This window comes from Microvirga arsenatis (assembly GCF_009910705.1).
In the GTDB taxonomy this organism is placed as follows: domain Bacteria; phylum Pseudomonadota; class Alphaproteobacteria; order Rhizobiales; family Beijerinckiaceae; genus Microvirga; species Microvirga arsenatis.
In genome coordinates, this window is the sequence record NZ_JAAAXJ010000004.1 from 249,922 (window position 1) to 264,383 (window position 14,462).

A 14,462-nucleotide genomic window follows, 5' to 3' on the forward strand; every position below is an offset into this window, starting at 1 on the left:
CGCGAACTTGGGTCGCGACCCTCATTAGACGATAGGATTGAACCCATGTCGCGCCGTTGCGAACTGACCGGCAAGGCCGTGCTGAGTGGCCACCTGGTGAGCCACTCGAACCGCAAGACGAAGCGGAAGTTCCTGCCGAACCTCTGCAACGTCACGCTCCAGTCTGACACCCTGCAGCGCTCGATCCGCATGCGCATCTCCGCCAACGCCCTGCGTTCGGTCGAGCACCGCGGCGGCCTCGACGCCTTCCTGGCCAAGGCCAAGGCTGAGGAGCTCTCCACCACCGCCCTGGCGGTGAAGCGCGAGATCGAGAAGAAGCTCGCCGCTGCGAGCTGATCTCGTCTGCTTTCGAGAACCGGCTTTGCGGGCGGCCCTGGTGCCGCCCGTTTTGCGTCGTGTATGAAGCTTGAGACTTGCCCGACGAGGCTGCCCATGACCCAGATCGACCGCCGCGACTTCCTCCTTGCGCTCACAGCGATGACGCTGGTGGTGCTCTCGTCGAACATCCTGGTCCAGCATCCCTTTGCCTATTGGGGCATGGGGGACTACCTGACCTGGGGCGCCTTCAGCTATCCCGTCTCCTTCCTGATCACCGACCTGTCGAACCGCCGCTTCGGCCCCAAGGGAGCGCGCCGGGTGGTCTATGCGGGCTTCGTGCTGGCTGTGGCGCTGTCCGTCGTGCTGGCGACGCCGCGCATCGCCATCGCGTCGGGCGCGGCTTTCCTGACGGCTCAGCTTCTGGACATCGGCATCTTCTCCCGCCTGCGCAACCGGGCCTGGTGGATGCCGCCCTTCATCTCCTCGGTGATCTCGTCCGGCCTCGACACGGCGATCTTCTTCTCCTTCGCCTTCTATTGCGGCGCGGTGCCGGGCCTCGGCCTCACGATCAGCGAGATGCTGGGCCAGACCGGAATCGCGGACGAGTGCATCGCCCTGCCCTGGGTGAACCTCGCGGTGGCGGACTACCTGGTGAAGCTGGCGCTCGCCGTCATCGCCATTGCCCCCTATGGCGCCATCCTGGCGCTGATGCGCCCGAGGCTGCAGCGGGCCGCCTGATCAGGCGGCCAGCGCGAATTCGAGCAGCAGGGTTCGCTGCAGCGCGCTGAAATTGTTGTCGGAGATCAGGGAGAGAACCGTCTCGCCGCCCTCGCGGTGGACGGCGAGCCCCTCCATGTTGTCGACCTGGTGCGAGGCCTCGCTTTCGTAGAGCACCTCGCCCTCGACCCGCGCATCCGGCCTGATCGTGCCTGCCGCGATGCGGCGCAGGCGGCAGCCGAAGCCCCCGAAAAGCGAGAAACGCCGCTCCAGGATGACGGCATCCCCATCGGGCAGGAAGGCCATGTCGGTGACGTCGTAGCCGCCGGAGAGAACCACCTGGAACGCGCCCAGCCGGGATCCCGTGAGGATGAAGCCGCTGCCTCCCTCGGCTATGCCGATGAGGGCGCCGCTCAGGGGCGAACGCTGCGGCGCGACGGCGATCGCCTCCAGGCCGCCATTGCTCGGCAGATCCCTCAGCGCCTTCGGGGTGGGGATGGGAACGCCCCGGATGATGCTCCCTGCGGCACTCCGCTCGAAGCGGATCACCGCGTGGTTGCGCTCGACGCCGACGAAGGCCGCGCCGCCGGCTACGGCGAAGCTCTCGGTGTCGTAATAGCGCGAGCGCCGCATCGGAACGCCGTTGCCCAGGATCAGGGGGGAGAGCACCGGGTTGGACAAGCCCGAGAGCCGCCCGTCCGAGGTCTCGATGCGGGCTTTCAGCACCTGCGCATTGTCGGCAAGGGCGATCAACTCCTCCCCGGTGCCCGAGCGCCAGAGCCCTGAGAAGCCGCCGAAGGCCTCGATGGGGGAACGCAGGTCGATGCCGGCGCGGAAGACCAGGGCGCCGAAGCGGCTGCGGTCCGGATCGGTCGTGGAGAGCCGGGCGATCGGCCGGGCATTCACCGCAATCGGGGTCGCTCCCCGGAAGGCCTGCGGGCGCTGCGCCAGGGCGACGCCCGTGCCCACGAGAGTCGCGGCGGCTGCGCCGCCGCCGAGCAGGAACCGGCGCCGGGTGAGCCTCAAGCGACGGCCCTGCGGCGGGGGGCGCCGCGGGCGGGCGGGCCGGCATTCTCCTCGAACAGCTCCGCCAGCTTCTCCGTCATCACCCCGCCGAGCTCCTCCGCATCCACGATGGTCACGGCGCGGCGATAATAGCGCGTCACGTCGTGGCCGATGCCGATGGCGATGAGTTCCACCGGCGAGCGGGTCTCGATCTCCTCGATGACGTAGCGCAGGTGGCGCTCGAGGTAGTTGCCGGGGTTCACCGACAGGGTCGAATCGTCCACGGGCGCACCGTCGGAGATCACCATCAGGATGCGCCGCTGCTCGGGCCGGCCGAGCAGGCGCTTGTGCGCCCAGTCGAGGGCCTCGCCGTCGATGTTCTCCTTGAGCAGGCCCTCGCGCATCATCAGGCCCAGGTTCTTGCGGGCGCGTCGCCAGGGGGCGTCCGCCGACTTGTAGATGATGTGGCGCAGGTCGTTGAGGCGGCCGGGATTGGCCGGCTTGCCGGCCTGCAGCCACGTCTCGCGCGCCTGGCCGCCCTTCCAGGCGCGGGTGGTGAAGCCGAGGATCTCGACCTTCACGCCGCAGCGCTCGAGCGTTCGGGCCAGGATGTCGGCGCAGGTGGCCGCCACGGTGATCGGACGCCCGCGCATGGAGCCGGAATTGTCGAGGAGCAGCGTCACCACCGTGTCGCGGAAGTTCGTGTCCTGCTCCTGCTTGAAGGAAAGCGGCTGGAACGGATCCATGACGATGCGCGGCAGGCGCGCCGGGTCGAGGGCGCCCTCCTCCAGGTCGAACTCCCAGGCCCGGTTCTGCTGCGCCATGAGGCGGCGCTGCAGGCGGTTGGCGAGACGGCCGACCACGCCCTGGAGATGGGCGAGCTGCTTGTCGAGATAGGCGCGCAGCCGCGTGAGCTCGTCTGCATCGCAGAGATCCTCCGCATGGATGATCTCGTCGAATTTCTGGGTATAGGCCTTGTAATCGGGCCCGCGCGCCTCGTTGGACCGGGTCGGCGGACGCCAGGACTCGCCGGCATCCTCCGAATCCGCCTCCTCGGATTCCTCGGGCAGCTCGCCGGAGGGTCCGTCGGCCTCCTCGGCGGCGCCGTCCTCCATCTCGTCGCTGGAATCCTCGCTGACCTCCACCTCGGCGCGGTCGCCCTGGCTCTCCTGCTCGGATTCGCCTTCGCCCTGCTGCTCCTGCTGCTCGGACTCGTTATCCTCTTCGTTCTCCTCGTCCTCCGGGTCGAGGGCCGCGTCGTCGGCCATGTCCAGGGAGGAGAGCAGGTCGCGCACGCTGCGGGCGAAGCTGCGCTGGTTCTCGATGTTCTTGAGCAGGCCGTCGAGGTCGCGGCCGGCGCGCTCCTCGATGAAGTCGCGCCAGAGATCGACGATCTTGGCGGCGGAGGCCGGCGGCTTCTCGCCGGTCAGGCGCTCGCGCACCATGAGGGCGAGCGCATCCTCGAGGGGCGCATCGGCGCGGTCCGTGATGTCCTCGTACTTGCCGCCGCGATGGTAGCGGTCCTCCAGCATCGCGGAGATGTTGGAGGAGATGCCGGCCATGCGCCGGGAGCCGATGGATTCCACGCGCGCCTGCTCGACCGCGTCGAACACGGCGCGGGCCGCCTGGCCCTCGGGGGCGAGCTTGCGGTGGAGCGTGGTGTCGTGGCAGGCCAGCCGCAGGGCCATGGCGTCCGCATTGCCGCGCAGGATCGCCACATCCTGGGCGGTCAACCGCCGGGGCGGCTCCGGCAGGCGGGCCTTGTCCTGGCCCATGAGCACCGGGCGGTCGGAGGCATAGGCGACCTCAAGATCCGGCTTGCGGGCGATCGCCTTCATGGTGCCGGCAATGGAGCGCTTCAGCGGCTCCGCCGGCGCTTCCTTCTTGTCACCTGGCTTGCGGTTCGAGATGGACATCTCACCTCCCTGACGCTTCGTCTTGTGTCATCCCCGCGAAGGCGGGGATCCATAACCACGACAGGATGAGGATGGTTGCCGCGTATCCACCTGATCCTGAAACGTCAGCGCTTATGGATTCCGGGCTCGGCTGCGCCGCCCCGGAATGACAGGGTCGTTTTACGACAGCACCATGTTCACGGCGCTCTCCGGCAGTTCCTTGCCGAAGGAGCGCTGATAGAACTCGGCCACGAGGGCGCGCTCCAGCTCGTCGCACTTGTTGAGGAAGGTGACGCGGAAGGCGAAGCCCGTGTCGCCGAAGATCTCGGCGTTTTCGGCCCAGGTGATCACCGTGCGCGGGCTCATGACGGTCGAGAGATCGCCGTTCATGAAGGCCGAGCGGGTGAGATCCGCCACGCGCACCATCTTGTTGACGATGTCCCGGCCCGCCGGATCCTCCTGGTAGTGCTTCGCCTTGGAGAGGACGATGTCCACCTCCTTGTCGTGCGGCAGGTAGTTGAGGGTGGTGACGATGGACCAGCGGTCCATCTGGCCCTGGTTGATCTGCTGCGTGCCGTGATAGAGGCCGGACGTGTCGCCGAGGCCCACCGTGTTGGCGGTGGCGAACAGCCGGAAGGCCGGGTGAGGCCGGATCACGCGCTTCTGGTCGAGGAGCGTGAGCTTGCCCGACTGCTCCAGCACGCGCTGGATCACGAACATCACGTCGGGACGGCCGGCATCGTACTCGTCGAAGACCAGCGCAACATTGTTCTGCAGCGCCCAGGGCAGGATGCCGTCCTGGAAGGCCGTGACCTGCTTGCCCTCCTGGAGCACGATGGCATCCTTGCCGACGAGGTCGATGCGGGAGACGTGGCTGTCCAGGTTCACGCGCACGCAGGGCCAGTTGAGGCGGGCGGCCACCTGCTCGATATGGGTGGACTTGCCGGTGCCGTGATAGCCGGTGATCATCACGCGGCGGTTGCGGGCGAAGCCCGCCAGGATGGCCAGCGTCGTGTCCCGGTCGAAAAGATAGTCGGGGTCGAGGTCGGGCACGTGCTGCTCGGCCTGGGAGAAGGCCGGAACCTCCAGATCCGAGTCGATGCCGAAGACCTGTCGCACGGACACCTTCATATCGGGCAGAAGGGTCGCTGGCTCGGTATATGCGGTCATAGGGGCCTCTCGGTCAGGTTCAGGTCGGTGTCTTGAAAGCGTCATGGCTTCTTAACCCCCACGAGGGGGCGGTGCAATTTCCTAATAAGCCTATCGGCGCTGCATGAAAGGATGTGATGTCAGCAGAGCCCGGCGGTTTTGAGGGTGTCATGCGCCTTGATGATGTCGCGCAGGCGTTCCTCGAAGGAGCGGTCGCCGCCATTGGCGTCCGGATGGAAGCGCTTCACCAGGGACTTGTACTGGGCCTTGATGGCCGGAGCATCGGCGGTCTCGTCGAGCCCGAGGACATCCAGGGCGCGGCGCACGGCGCCCGTATGGCGCGGCCGCTTCGGCTCGGGGCTGGCCCGCCGGGTCCGTGCCTGCGTGAAATCCTCCCCGCGCAGGATGCCGAGGGGATCGAAATAGCCCCAGTCGCGCGGTTCGGCCTTCGCCGCCTGCCCCTCGCCGGCGCCGGAAGCGTTCACGCCCATGGCCCAGGTGGGCCGGTGGCCGATGACGGAGTCCTTCTGGAAGGCCGCGACGGCGGTATCCGACATGCCCGCGAAGTAGTTGTAGGAGGCGTTGTACTCGCGCACGTGCTGCAGGCAGAAGCGGAAGTACTGCCCCTCCCGGTCCCGGCCCTTGGGCGCGCGGTATTCGCCCGCCGCCTTGCAGGAGGGATGCTCGCAGACAGGCCCCTTGGCCTCCTGCGGCTCCTCGCAGGAAGGCTTGATCCGGATGCGGTCGAAAAGAGGCGAGTTGAGATCCATGGTTCAATGATTATGAGTGGCTTCAGGCCCCGCGCCAAGGCCTGAACGCTTTTGGCCGCAGACCCGTTCAAAAAGGCTTTAACAATCAGCATGACCCTCGCCCGCTGGATCACACAGACTTTGCAGGAGAACCTGCAGCCGACCGAACTGACCGTCACCGACGAATCAGAGAAGCATCACGGCCATGCAGGATGGCGGGAGGGCGGTGAAACTCACTTCCGTATTCATATCGTGTCGGAAGCCTTCTCCGGCAAGAGCCGGATCGAGCGTCACCGCCTCGTCAACGACACCCTGAAAGGCGCCTTCGACCGGGGGCTGCACGCCCTGGCCATCCAGGCCAAGGCGCCGGGGGAATGAGGCCGCGGGGCCTCGTCACTTAATCCGCTCGAGCACGCTCACATAATTCGCCACCGCGGCGCCGCCCATGTTGAAGATGCCGCCGAGCACCGGGTTCCTGACCTGGATGCCGCCGGCGTCCTCGCAGAGCTGCATGGCGGAGAGCGCGTGCATGGAGACGCCCGTGGCGCCGATGGGGTGACCCTTGGCCTTGAGGCCGCCGGAGGGGTTCACCGGCAGCTTGCCGTCGCGGTTGGTCCAGCCCTCCTTGATCGCGATCGCCCCCTGGCCCGGAGGGGTCAGGCCCATGGCCTCGTACTCGATGAGCTCGGCGATGGTGAAGCAGTCGTGGGTCTCGACGAAGGAGAGGTCCGAGAGCTGAATGCCCGCCTGATCGAGCGCCCGCCGCCAGGCTTCCGCGCAGCCCTCGAACTGAACGATGTCGCGCTTGGACATGGGCAGGAAATCCTGCGCATGGGCCGTGGCGCGGAAGGCCACCGCCCGCTTCATGCGAAGCGCCGTTTCCGTATCGGCGATGACGAGCGCCGCCGCACCGTCCGAGACCAGGGAACAGTCGGTGCGCTTGAGGGGGCCTGCGACGTAAGGATTCTTGTCGCTCTCGGCGCGGCAGAACTCGAAGCCCAGATCCTTGCGCATCTGGGCATAGGGGTTGTCGACTCCGTTCTTGTGGTTCTTGGCGGCGATCATCGCGAGCGCATCCGACTGGTCGCCGTAGCGCTGGAAATAGGTGCCTGCGATCTTGCCGAACACGCCCGCGAAGCCGCCCGGCGTCTCGCCGTCCTCCGGCACGTAGGAACAGCGCAGCAGGATGTTGCCGATCTCAGGGCCGGGCGTGCGGGTCATCTGCTCGACGCCCACCACGAGCACGGTCCTGGCACGCTTGGCCTCGATGGTCTTGATCGCCTGGTGCACGGCGGCGGAACCCGTGGCGCAGGCGTTCTCGACCCGGGTTGCCGGCTTGAACCGGAAGCGGTCACTGGCCTGGAACACGAGGGAAGCCGTGAAGTCCTGCGGGGAGAAGCCGCCGTTGAAATGACCGAGAACCACCTCGTCCACATCCTCGGGCCCAATGCCGGCATGCTCCAGCGCCTCGCTGGCCGCGCGGACGATCAGGCTCTCGACGGTCTCGGCGTCGAGCTTGCCGAAGGGGGTATGGGCCCAGCCGACGATGCAGGCTGTCATGGAAGTCTCCTCAAGGATCGTGTCGTTGGGGACAAGGTGGCGATCTTTGCGCCTTTCAGCAAGTCGGAGATGCGCCTGCCCGTCCTGCCTCTTGAGCATGGGCGCGTCCTGTCGTTCATCGAGGGGACGGCACGAATCACGAGGAGATCTCCATGCGCCTGTGCGTCTTCTGCGGCTCCAGTGCCGGGCAGGATCCCGTCTACCTCGACACGGCGCGGGCGCTGGGGGAGAGCCTGGCCGCCAGGGGCATCAGCCTCGTCTATGGCGGGGCCTCCGTCGGCCTCATGGGCGCGGTGGCCGACGCGGTTCTGGCCAAGGGCGGCCATGTAATCGGTGTCATGCCGCAGGCCCTGGTGGACAAGGAGATCGCGCACCGGTCCTTGAGCGACCTGCGGGTGGTGGGCTCCATGCACGAGCGCAAGGCGCTCATGGCGGAACTCGCCGACGGCTTCATCGCCCTGCCCGGCGGCCTCGGCACCTTCGAGGAGCTGTTCGAGGTCTGGACCTGGGCGCAGCTCGGCTACCACCGCAAGCCCTGCGCCCTGCTCAATGCCGGCGGCTTCTACGACAAGCTCACGGACTTCCTGGACGACGTGGTCGCGCGCGGCTTCGTCAAGCCGATCCACCGCGCCATGCTGATCGTCGAGAACGAACCCGCGGCGCTGATCGAGGCGATCCAGGCCTACGAGCCGCCGAAGGTCGACAAATGGATCAGGGCGGGCGAGCGGTGATCGAAATCGTCACCGCTCTCGTCCGCAACGAGCACGGGCAGGTCCTGCTGGTGCGCAAGCGCGGCACTCGGAGCTTCATGCAGCCCGGCGGCAAGCGCGAGCCAGGCGAGAGCGATCTCGCCTCCCTCGCCCGGGAGATCCGGGAGGAGCTCGGCTGCGGCCTCGCCGAGGCATCGACACGCAGCCTCGGCACCTTCGAGGCCCCGGCCGCCAACGAGCCGGGGCAATGGGTTCGGGCTACGGTCTATGCGGCGGAACTGTCGGGCGAGATCGGCTGTCGGGCCGAAATCGCGGAAGCCGCCTGGGTCGATCCGGGCCGGCCGGGGAACAGGCCCCTCGCCCCGCTCACGCGGGACATCATCCTGCCTCTGGCCCTTGCCCTGAACGGCGCTCAGGCCTTGTAGGCGCCCACGCCCTCCCCGAGCTTGGCGTTGTTCGCCTCGCGCACCTTCGCGGCCTCCTCGTCGTAGAGGAAGGGCAGGAAGGCGAAGCGGCGGCCTCTGGTGACCTTAGATACCGCATGGAGGAGCGGGCAGGAGAACACCACGGCCCCGCCGGGAGGCGCCTTGTAGCTGCGCGGCCCGTATTCCGGGAAGCTGACCTCCCCGCCCTCGAAATCGCTGTTGAGGTTGATCGATACCGCGAAGCGCCGATGGGCGGTGCCGCTCGTCGTGTTGTCCCGGTGCGCGCGAAAATGCCCGCCATCCTCCGCCGCATAGCAGGAGACGATGTAGCGCTCCATGCGCGAGGGCTTGAAGAAATGCACCCGCTCGATCTCGGGATTGACGCGGCGGATGATGCGGTGCTGCACCTGCCGGATCAGATTGGGATCCGTGATCGTGTAGTCCTTGCGCCGCTTGTGGCTGGGGTCGTGTGCCGCGACGGTCTTGCCGTCGACCTCGCGCATGAAGCCGGATTCCTCGCCGCCATGCTTCTCGTAGAGGCCGATGAGGTTCTGGCAGAACTCGGGCTCGAACACGTCCGGGATCACGAGCACCGGAGCCGGCAATTCGAAGCCGGCATAAAGGCTGACCGGCGGCAGGGCCCGGAGATAGGCCATCACCTTCTCCCGGTCGCTGCCATCCTCCTCGAAGGGGAAGATGGCGCGCACGCGCAAGGAGGGGTTGAGCACCATCCAGAAGCGGCGGATCGGCACCGGGCCTTGGCCCGGCTGGACATTGCGCGGCAGGGCGCCGTAGAGCCGCCCGACCGATCCGTCGAAGTCCCAGAAATGGCGGATGCCCGGCACGATCTGCCTCGCGCCCCCCTCCGACTGGTCCGAGGGGTCGAAGCTCACGCCGAACAGGGCGATCTTCTCGTCGTCGAAGAGGGAGCGGTGCTGCTCCTGGAACGAGGCCAGAGTCGCCTTTCCGACCTCGTCCGCGCCCATGCCGTAGAAGCACAGGACGATGTAGCGGCCGGCCACCGTATCGAAGCTGAATTGCGGGTTGCTGGTGGAGTTCTGCTTGAACCACGGCACGGGGTCGCCGACCTGGAGCACGCGGTAGGCAGGTTGCACGGCGTCGGCAGGAGCATCGGTCATGGAAACGGATCCGGGGTCGAACGGCTCGATTTGTAACGTTATCCGTTATCATGCAGCTGCCGCAGGGACAAGCTAGCCCTGCGCGAGGAGCAGCAGGGCAACGCCCCCGAGGATCAGCATCATGCCGGCAAGCTCCCGCCGCGAGGTCGCCTGGGCCAGGAAGCGGTGGGAGACCGCCTGCGCCATCAGAACCTCCACCAAGGCCAGGGTGCGCACATTGGCGGCGGTGGTCAGCGCGAAGCCGATGAACCAGAACTGGGAGGCGAGCGCGCCGAGGAAGCCTGCCCCGAGGGAGGGCCGCCAAGCGGCGAAGCTCGCCATCAGGGCCTTGCGGTCGAGAAGGCCGAGCCAGAGCAGGAGGATGGCCGTCTGGATCCCCAGGCTCCAGACCAGGGTCGTCGAGGCCCGGATCAGGGGCGAGCCCTGTTCGAGCGCCAGGATGGCGCCGCGAAAGCCGATGGCCGCGAGCGCAAAGAAGGCTCCGGAGGCGAGGCCGAAGACAACGGGCTTCAGGCCGGACGAGGCCAAGCCGGTGCCGGGCTTCGCCGACATCAGCACGACCCCCGCGGTTGCCACCGCGATGGCGACTGCCATGGCCGGCGTCAGGGGATCGCCGAGAAGCAGGAAGCCGAACAGGGCCACCTGCACCGGCTCCGTCTTGGTATAGGCGGTCACGACGGAGAAGGCGCGCTCCCGCATGGCGGCGAGCATCAGGGCGGTGGCGAGGATCTGGGCGACGGCTCCGGCCAGGGCATAGAGCAGGAAGGCGGGGTTCGGCGCAGGCGCGGCCTCGCCGGTGACGAGGCTCATGGCCGCCAGGGCGAGGAGCGCGAAGGGAAAGCCGTAGAGGAACCGGATCTGGGTTGCGCCCACGGTGCCGATGGTTTCGGTCAGCCGCCGCTGGGTGGCGTTGCGGCCTGTCTGCGCCGCTGCGGCGGCCAGGGTTGCCGGAATCCAGAAGAGGGATACATCCATGTCGGTCTCGAACCCTGCCGCTCTCTCGCCACTCTCTTGCCACGGACTTCGTTAAGAAGAGGGGTTTAAACCAAGCAACAAACCACCCAACCTAGCCAAGGCCAGGGTTTGGGGATAAATATGGCCCAGCTGACAGGCGGGGCCGTCGAGACCCTCTCCGACCGTCGAACGAAGCCAAGGAGTCGTTCCGTATGAACGTTAGCCGAGCCCTCCGCGTCGCAGCCTTCTCCCTTGCCGCCCTCCTGAGCGGCCAGGCCATGGCTGCCGGTGGCCCTGCCCTTGTCGTCGAGCTCGAATCCGGGCGCGTCCTCCACGCCGAGCGGGCGACGGATCCCTGGTTCCCGGCCTCCATCACCAAGCTGATGACGGCCTATGTGGCGCTCGAGAAGGTCAAGTCCGGCCAGATTGGCATGGACACGCTCCTCATCGTGTCCGACAAGGCGGCTGCCCTGCCCCCGTCCAAGATGGGCTTCAAGCCCGGCACGGAGATCCGGCTCGACAACGCCCTCAAGATCATGATGGTGAAGTCTGCCAACGATGTCGCCGCCACCATTGCGGAGAATATCGGCGGTTCGATCGAGGGCTTCTCGGAGCTGATGAATGCTCATGCCCGGCGCTTGGGCATGGTGAGCAGCCACTTCGCCAACCCCCACGGCCTGCCCGACGAGCGCAACCAGACTACGGCGCGCGACATGGCGATCCTCGCCCGCGCCCTGCTGCTGGACTTCCCCGAGTACAGGGACCTGTTCGACATCGGCGCCATCCAGTTCGGCCGCCGCATCATGCGCAACACCAACGGGCTCATCGGCCGCTATCCCGGCGCCGACGGCATGAAGACCGGCTTCATCTGCTCCTCAGGCTTCAACGTGGTGGCGAGCGCCACCCGCAACGGCCGCCATCTCATCACGGTCGTGCTCGGCGCCCCCTCCGCCAACGAGCGCACCATCAAGGCGGCCGAACTGTTCGACCGCGGCTTCAGCAGCAAGGTGAACTTCACCAACCCGGAACTCACGGCCCTGCCCGCCTCGGCCAATACCACCCCGCCGGACATGCGCCCGGTCATCTGCGACCGGCGCGGGCCCATGCCCCAGGAGGATGACGCCCCGGTCGTTGCCGAGACGGACAGCAACATCCCCAACCTCTTCTCCTCCGAGGTGATGGCGTTTGCGGGCGATACGCCCGACAAGCCGACGCGCACCGTGCTCGGACCCCGCGCGGCCGTGCAGCCGGAGCGGGTCTGGGTCGGCCTGAACCCGCCTTCCGAGGCCGAGCTCGCGGCCCAGGCCGCCGCGGAAGCTGCCGCGGAGCAGGCCCGCAGGGCCAAGACCAAGAAGGCTGCAGCACCCAAGAAGGACAAGGCGCCGGCCGCCGAGGCGGCCAAGGACGACACCGGGACAGAAGCCGCCGCGACGCCCGAGAAGAAGCCCGCCCAGGCCAATGCTCCCGGCAAGGCACAACCGCGGGTGAGCGTTACCGTCAAGCCGGTGACCGGCACGGCTCCCAAGCCCCCGGCCAAGCCCGCGGCTCCCTTCGACATGAAGGCCAAGCCGCCGCAGAAGGCGGATGCGGCGGGCAAGCCCAAGGCCGTCGCCAACTGAGGCAGGCAGCCCAACCCTTCGCAGCGCCCGGTCACCGACCGGGCGTTTTGCTTGCCGGCACTCTCCGGCCCTCTTGCAATTCGCCGGCATCCGGGCGAACGGTTCGAGCCCGCACATCGACCCCGCCATGACCAACTCCTCCCCTGCCAACGGCCTGATCTTCGCCCTCGTCTCGGCGAGCCTCTACGGCTTCAACATCGTCTATGCCCGCATGGCATCCTTCGCTGGCGCGAGCGGATCGGCCATCGTGGTCTACCGGGTGTTCCTGATGCTGGTCCTGGTGGGGATCGTCGCCGCCGTGGCGAGAAGTTCCCTGAAGGCGGCGCGGGAGGAAAGGGGCACGCTCCTCCTCCTCGGCGTCGCAACGGCCTTCGTGGGCATCTGCTATCTCTCCTCGGTGGCCTTCATCCCGGTCACCGTGGCGGCGGTGGTGTTCTACACCTTCCCGATCCTGATCGTGCTGGCGAGCCCCTTCGTGGAGGGCACGAGGCTGACGCCCGCCTTGCTGGGCGTCGTGGGCGTTGCGACCCTCGGCGTCGTCATGGTGGTGGGCCCCGCTTTCGGCGATCTCGACTGGAGAGGCCTCGCGCTGGCCTTCGGCGCGAGCATCGCCACGGCAATCCAGTTCTTCGCCGCCGCGCGCTGCCGCAGAACGGGCGTGATGGCCAAGACCTTCTGGATCCACCTGCTCGTGCTGCCGACGGCGGCGCTGATCAGCCTCGCCGCAGGACAGTTCGCGCCGCCCTCGGTGCTGGCCCTTGCGCCCTTCGCGGTTGCGATGACCATCGGCGGCTACGTGTTCGGCTTCGTGCTGCAGTTTCTCGCCCTCAACCGCATCACGGCGGTGGCGGCCGGCATCATCTACTGCACCGAGCCGGTGGTGGCCGCGATCTCCTCGGCCCTGATCCTGAACGAGGCCCTGTCCCCCCTCCAGATCGCGGGGGGTACCCTTGTGCTGGCGGCGATCGTCGCCAACGTTCTCCTGGAGCAGCGCCGCCTCAAGGATGCGCCGCTGGTGCCGATTGCGGATTGAAACCGATGACGAACAGCCCGATGACCACTCCTGCCCCCATCCCGCTCACCATTCTCACGGGCTTCCTGGGCTCGGGCAAAACCACCCTGCTCAACCGGCTCCTGAAAGATCCCGCCCTGCAGGACAGCGTGGTCATCATCAACGAGTTCGGGGAGATCGGCCTCGACCATCTGCTGGTGGAGACGGTGGACGAAGGCATGGTGCTGCTCTCCGCCGGCTGCCTCTGCTGCACGGTGCGCGGCGACCTGATCGCGACCCTGGAAGACCTGCTGCGCAAGCGCGACAACGGCCGCATCCTGCCCTTCAGGCGCGTGCTCATCGAGACCACGGGCCTCGCCGATCCGGCGCCGATCCTGCATGCGGTGCTCTATCACCCGTACCTGTCGATGCGCTATGCGGTCGAGGGCGTGGTGACGGTGGTCGACGCGGTGAACGGGGCTGCGACCCTCGATGCGCATCGCGAAGCGGTGAAGCAGGCGGCCGTTGCGGAGCGCATCGTCATCACGAAGACGGACCTGATCTCCGACGCGGCAGCACTCCGGGAGCTTCGGGAGAGGCTGCACCGGCTCAATCCCGGCGCAACCCTGCTCACGGCAGATGCCCCGACTGACGCCGTCATCGCCGGGGGCCTCTTCGATCTCGAGGGCAGGATTGCCGACGTGGCCGAGTGGCTGCGGACGGAGGCTGTGGAGGAGGCGGAGCGGGAAAGCCATGCGCATCAGCACGGCCATCACCATCATCACGGCCATGGCCATGGTCACCACCATCATGACGTGAACCGGCACGACGAGAAGATCCGCGCCTTCTGCCTCACCAGCGACCGGCCGATCCGCCAGGGCACGCTCGACATGTTCCTGGATCTCCTGCGCTCGTCCCAGGGCGCGAAGCTGCTGCGTGTGAAGGGCCTCGTGGCGCTGGCCGAGGATCCTGAGCATCCGGTGGTCATCCACGGCGTGCAGCACGTGATCCACGTTCCCGCCATCCTGCCGCGCTGGCCGAGCGAGGACCGGCGCAGCCGCATCGTCTTCATCGTGGACGACCTCGAGCGCGAGATGGTGGAAAAGCTCTGGAACGCTTTTCTCGGCAAGCCCGCCGTCGACCAGCCCGATGCGGCGGCGCTCTCCGACAATCCCCTGTCGTTGAGGCGCTAGATGCTTAAGCCTCGCATGATCGTTTCGGAAAACCGGTA

Annotated in this window: 15 protein-coding genes; 8 read left to right on the forward strand and 7 right to left on the reverse strand. The window is 67.4% G+C overall.

Annotation, left to right across the window (positions count from 1 at the left end):
* Positions 1-45 precede the first annotated feature (45 nt).
* Both rpmB and GR303_RS10020 read left to right on the forward strand, forming a co-directional pair.
* Positions 46-336 (forward strand): 50S ribosomal protein L28, encoded by a 291-nt coding sequence (rpmB, locus tag GR303_RS10015; RefSeq protein WP_161722077.1) that lies wholly within the window; start codon positions 46-48, stop codon positions 334-336.
* Positions 337-432: 96 nt separating this feature from the next.
* Complete coding sequence (locus GR303_RS10020) at positions 433-1,056, forward strand: queuosine precursor transporter (protein ID WP_161722076.1); 624 nt, start codon at positions 433-435, stop codon at positions 1,054-1,056.
* Here the strand turns inward: GR303_RS10020 and GR303_RS10025 are convergent, their stop codons facing one another.
* The 4 genes from GR303_RS10025 to GR303_RS10040 all read right to left on the reverse strand — a co-directional run bounded on the left by GR303_RS10025 (position 1,057) and on the right by GR303_RS10040 (position 5,854).
* Entirely contained in the window at positions 1,057-2,061 is a 1,005-nt protein-coding gene (locus GR303_RS10025) for an esterase-like activity of phytase family protein (RefSeq protein WP_161722075.1), read from the reverse strand. It abuts the gene before it with no gap.
* Complete coding sequence (gene cobT, locus GR303_RS10030; RefSeq protein ID WP_161722074.1) at positions 2,058-3,956, reverse strand: cobaltochelatase subunit CobT; 1,899 nt, start codon at positions 3,954-3,956, stop codon at positions 2,058-2,060. The genes GR303_RS10025 and cobT overlap by 4 nt, the downstream gene beginning before the upstream one ends.
* Before the next feature lie 159 nt (positions 3,957-4,115).
* Positions 4,116-5,105, reverse strand: coding sequence for a cobaltochelatase subunit CobS (gene cobS, locus GR303_RS10035; protein ID WP_161722073.1), 990 nt, complete (start codon positions 5,103-5,105; stop codon positions 4,116-4,118).
* A 119-nt stretch (positions 5,106-5,224) separates the two neighbouring features.
* Positions 5,225-5,854: a J domain-containing protein gene (locus tag GR303_RS10040; RefSeq protein ID WP_161722072.1), complete on the reverse strand. Its 630-nt coding sequence runs from the start codon at positions 5,852-5,854 to the stop codon at positions 5,225-5,227.
* A gap of 90 nt (positions 5,855-5,944) precedes the next feature.
* Between GR303_RS10040 and GR303_RS10045 the strand changes: the two genes are divergently transcribed.
* Positions 5,945-6,211, forward strand: coding sequence for a BolA family protein (locus GR303_RS10045; RefSeq protein ID WP_161722071.1), 267 nt, complete (start codon positions 5,945-5,947; stop codon positions 6,209-6,211).
* Between the two features lie 15 nt (positions 6,212-6,226).
* On the opposite strand, the gene GR303_RS10050 is transcribed toward GR303_RS10045, so the two are convergent.
* Positions 6,227-7,393: an acetyl-CoA acetyltransferase gene (locus tag GR303_RS10050; protein WP_161722070.1), complete on the reverse strand. Its 1,167-nt coding sequence runs from the start codon at positions 7,391-7,393 to the stop codon at positions 6,227-6,229.
* Positions 7,394-7,545: 152 nt separating this feature from the next.
* Between GR303_RS10050 and GR303_RS10055 the strand changes: the two genes are divergently transcribed.
* Positions 7,546-8,124: an LOG family protein gene (locus GR303_RS10055; protein WP_161722069.1), complete on the forward strand. Its 579-nt coding sequence runs from the start codon at positions 7,546-7,548 to the stop codon at positions 8,122-8,124.
* Positions 8,121-8,528: an NUDIX hydrolase gene (locus tag GR303_RS10060; RefSeq protein ID WP_343038401.1), complete on the forward strand. Its 408-nt coding sequence runs from the start codon at positions 8,121-8,123 to the stop codon at positions 8,526-8,528. The genes GR303_RS10055 and GR303_RS10060 overlap by 4 nt, the downstream gene beginning before the upstream one ends.
* Here the strand turns inward: GR303_RS10060 and GR303_RS10065 are convergent.
* Together GR303_RS10065 and GR303_RS10070 are read right to left on the reverse strand one after the other, a co-directional pair.
* Positions 8,516-9,667, reverse strand: coding sequence for a 2OG-Fe(II) oxygenase (locus GR303_RS10065; RefSeq protein ID WP_161722067.1), 1,152 nt, complete (start codon positions 9,665-9,667; stop codon positions 8,516-8,518). The genes GR303_RS10060 and GR303_RS10065 overlap by 13 nt on opposite strands.
* A 72-nt stretch (positions 9,668-9,739) precedes the next feature.
* Positions 9,740-10,642: an EamA family transporter gene (locus tag GR303_RS10070; protein WP_161722066.1), complete on the reverse strand. Its 903-nt coding sequence runs from the start codon at positions 10,640-10,642 to the stop codon at positions 9,740-9,742.
* Between the two features lie 191 nt (positions 10,643-10,833).
* Here GR303_RS10070 and GR303_RS10075 point away from each other — a divergent pair, with 191 nt between their 5' ends.
* The 3 genes from GR303_RS10075 (at position 10,834) to GR303_RS10085 (ending at position 14,424) form a co-directional block, all read left to right on the forward strand.
* The gene (locus GR303_RS10075) at positions 10,834-12,240 is read left to right on the forward strand and encodes a D-alanyl-D-alanine carboxypeptidase family protein (protein ID WP_161722065.1); all 1,407 of its coding nucleotides are present in this window, start codon (positions 10,834-10,836) and stop codon (positions 12,238-12,240) included.
* A gap of 127 nt (positions 12,241-12,367) precedes the next feature.
* On the forward strand, positions 12,368-13,273 hold the full coding sequence (locus GR303_RS10080) for a DMT family transporter (protein ID WP_161722064.1): 906 nt from the start codon (positions 12,368-12,370) through the stop codon (positions 13,271-13,273).
* Positions 13,274-13,278: 5 nt separating this feature from the next.
* Complete coding sequence (locus GR303_RS10085) at positions 13,279-14,424, forward strand: CobW family GTP-binding protein (RefSeq protein ID WP_161722063.1); 1,146 nt, start codon at positions 13,279-13,281, stop codon at positions 14,422-14,424.
* The last annotated feature ends 38 nt before the right edge of the window (positions 14,425-14,462 follow it).

Bases quoted from the DNA above. Each gene is read 5' to 3' on its own strand.
- rpmB (WP_161722077.1), top strand. From the start codon at position 46: ATGTCGCGCCGTTGCGAACTGACCGGCAAGGCCGTGCTGAGTGGCCAC.
- GR303_RS10020 (WP_161722076.1), top strand. From the start codon at position 433: ATGACCCAGATCGACCGCCGCGACTTCCTCCTTGCGCTCACAGCGATG.
- cobT (WP_161722074.1), bottom strand. From the start codon at position 3,956: ATGTCCATCTCGAACCGCAAGCCAGGTGACAAGAAGGAAGCGCCGGCG.
- cobS (WP_161722073.1), bottom strand. From the start codon at position 5,105: ATGACCGCATATACCGAGCCAGCGACCCTTCTGCCCGATATGAAGGTG.
- GR303_RS10040 (WP_161722072.1), bottom strand. From the start codon at position 5,854: ATGGATCTCAACTCGCCTCTTTTCGACCGCATCCGGATCAAGCCTTCC.
- GR303_RS10045 (WP_161722071.1), top strand. From the start codon at position 5,945: ATGACCCTCGCCCGCTGGATCACACAGACTTTGCAGGAGAACCTGCAG.
- GR303_RS10050 (WP_161722070.1), bottom strand. From the start codon at position 7,393: ATGACAGCCTGCATCGTCGGCTGGGCCCATACCCCCTTCGGCAAGCTC.
- GR303_RS10055 (WP_161722069.1), top strand. From the start codon at position 7,546: ATGCGCCTGTGCGTCTTCTGCGGCTCCAGTGCCGGGCAGGATCCCGTC.
- GR303_RS10065 (WP_161722067.1), bottom strand. From the start codon at position 9,667: ATGACCGATGCTCCTGCCGACGCCGTGCAACCTGCCTACCGCGTGCTC.
- GR303_RS10070 (WP_161722066.1), bottom strand. From the start codon at position 10,642: ATGGATGTATCCCTCTTCTGGATTCCGGCAACCCTGGCCGCCGCAGCG.
- GR303_RS10075 (WP_161722065.1), top strand. From the start codon at position 10,834: ATGAACGTTAGCCGAGCCCTCCGCGTCGCAGCCTTCTCCCTTGCCGCC.
- GR303_RS10080 (WP_161722064.1), top strand. From the start codon at position 12,368: ATGACCAACTCCTCCCCTGCCAACGGCCTGATCTTCGCCCTCGTCTCG.
- GR303_RS10085 (WP_161722063.1), top strand. From the start codon at position 13,279: ATGACGAACAGCCCGATGACCACTCCTGCCCCCATCCCGCTCACCATT.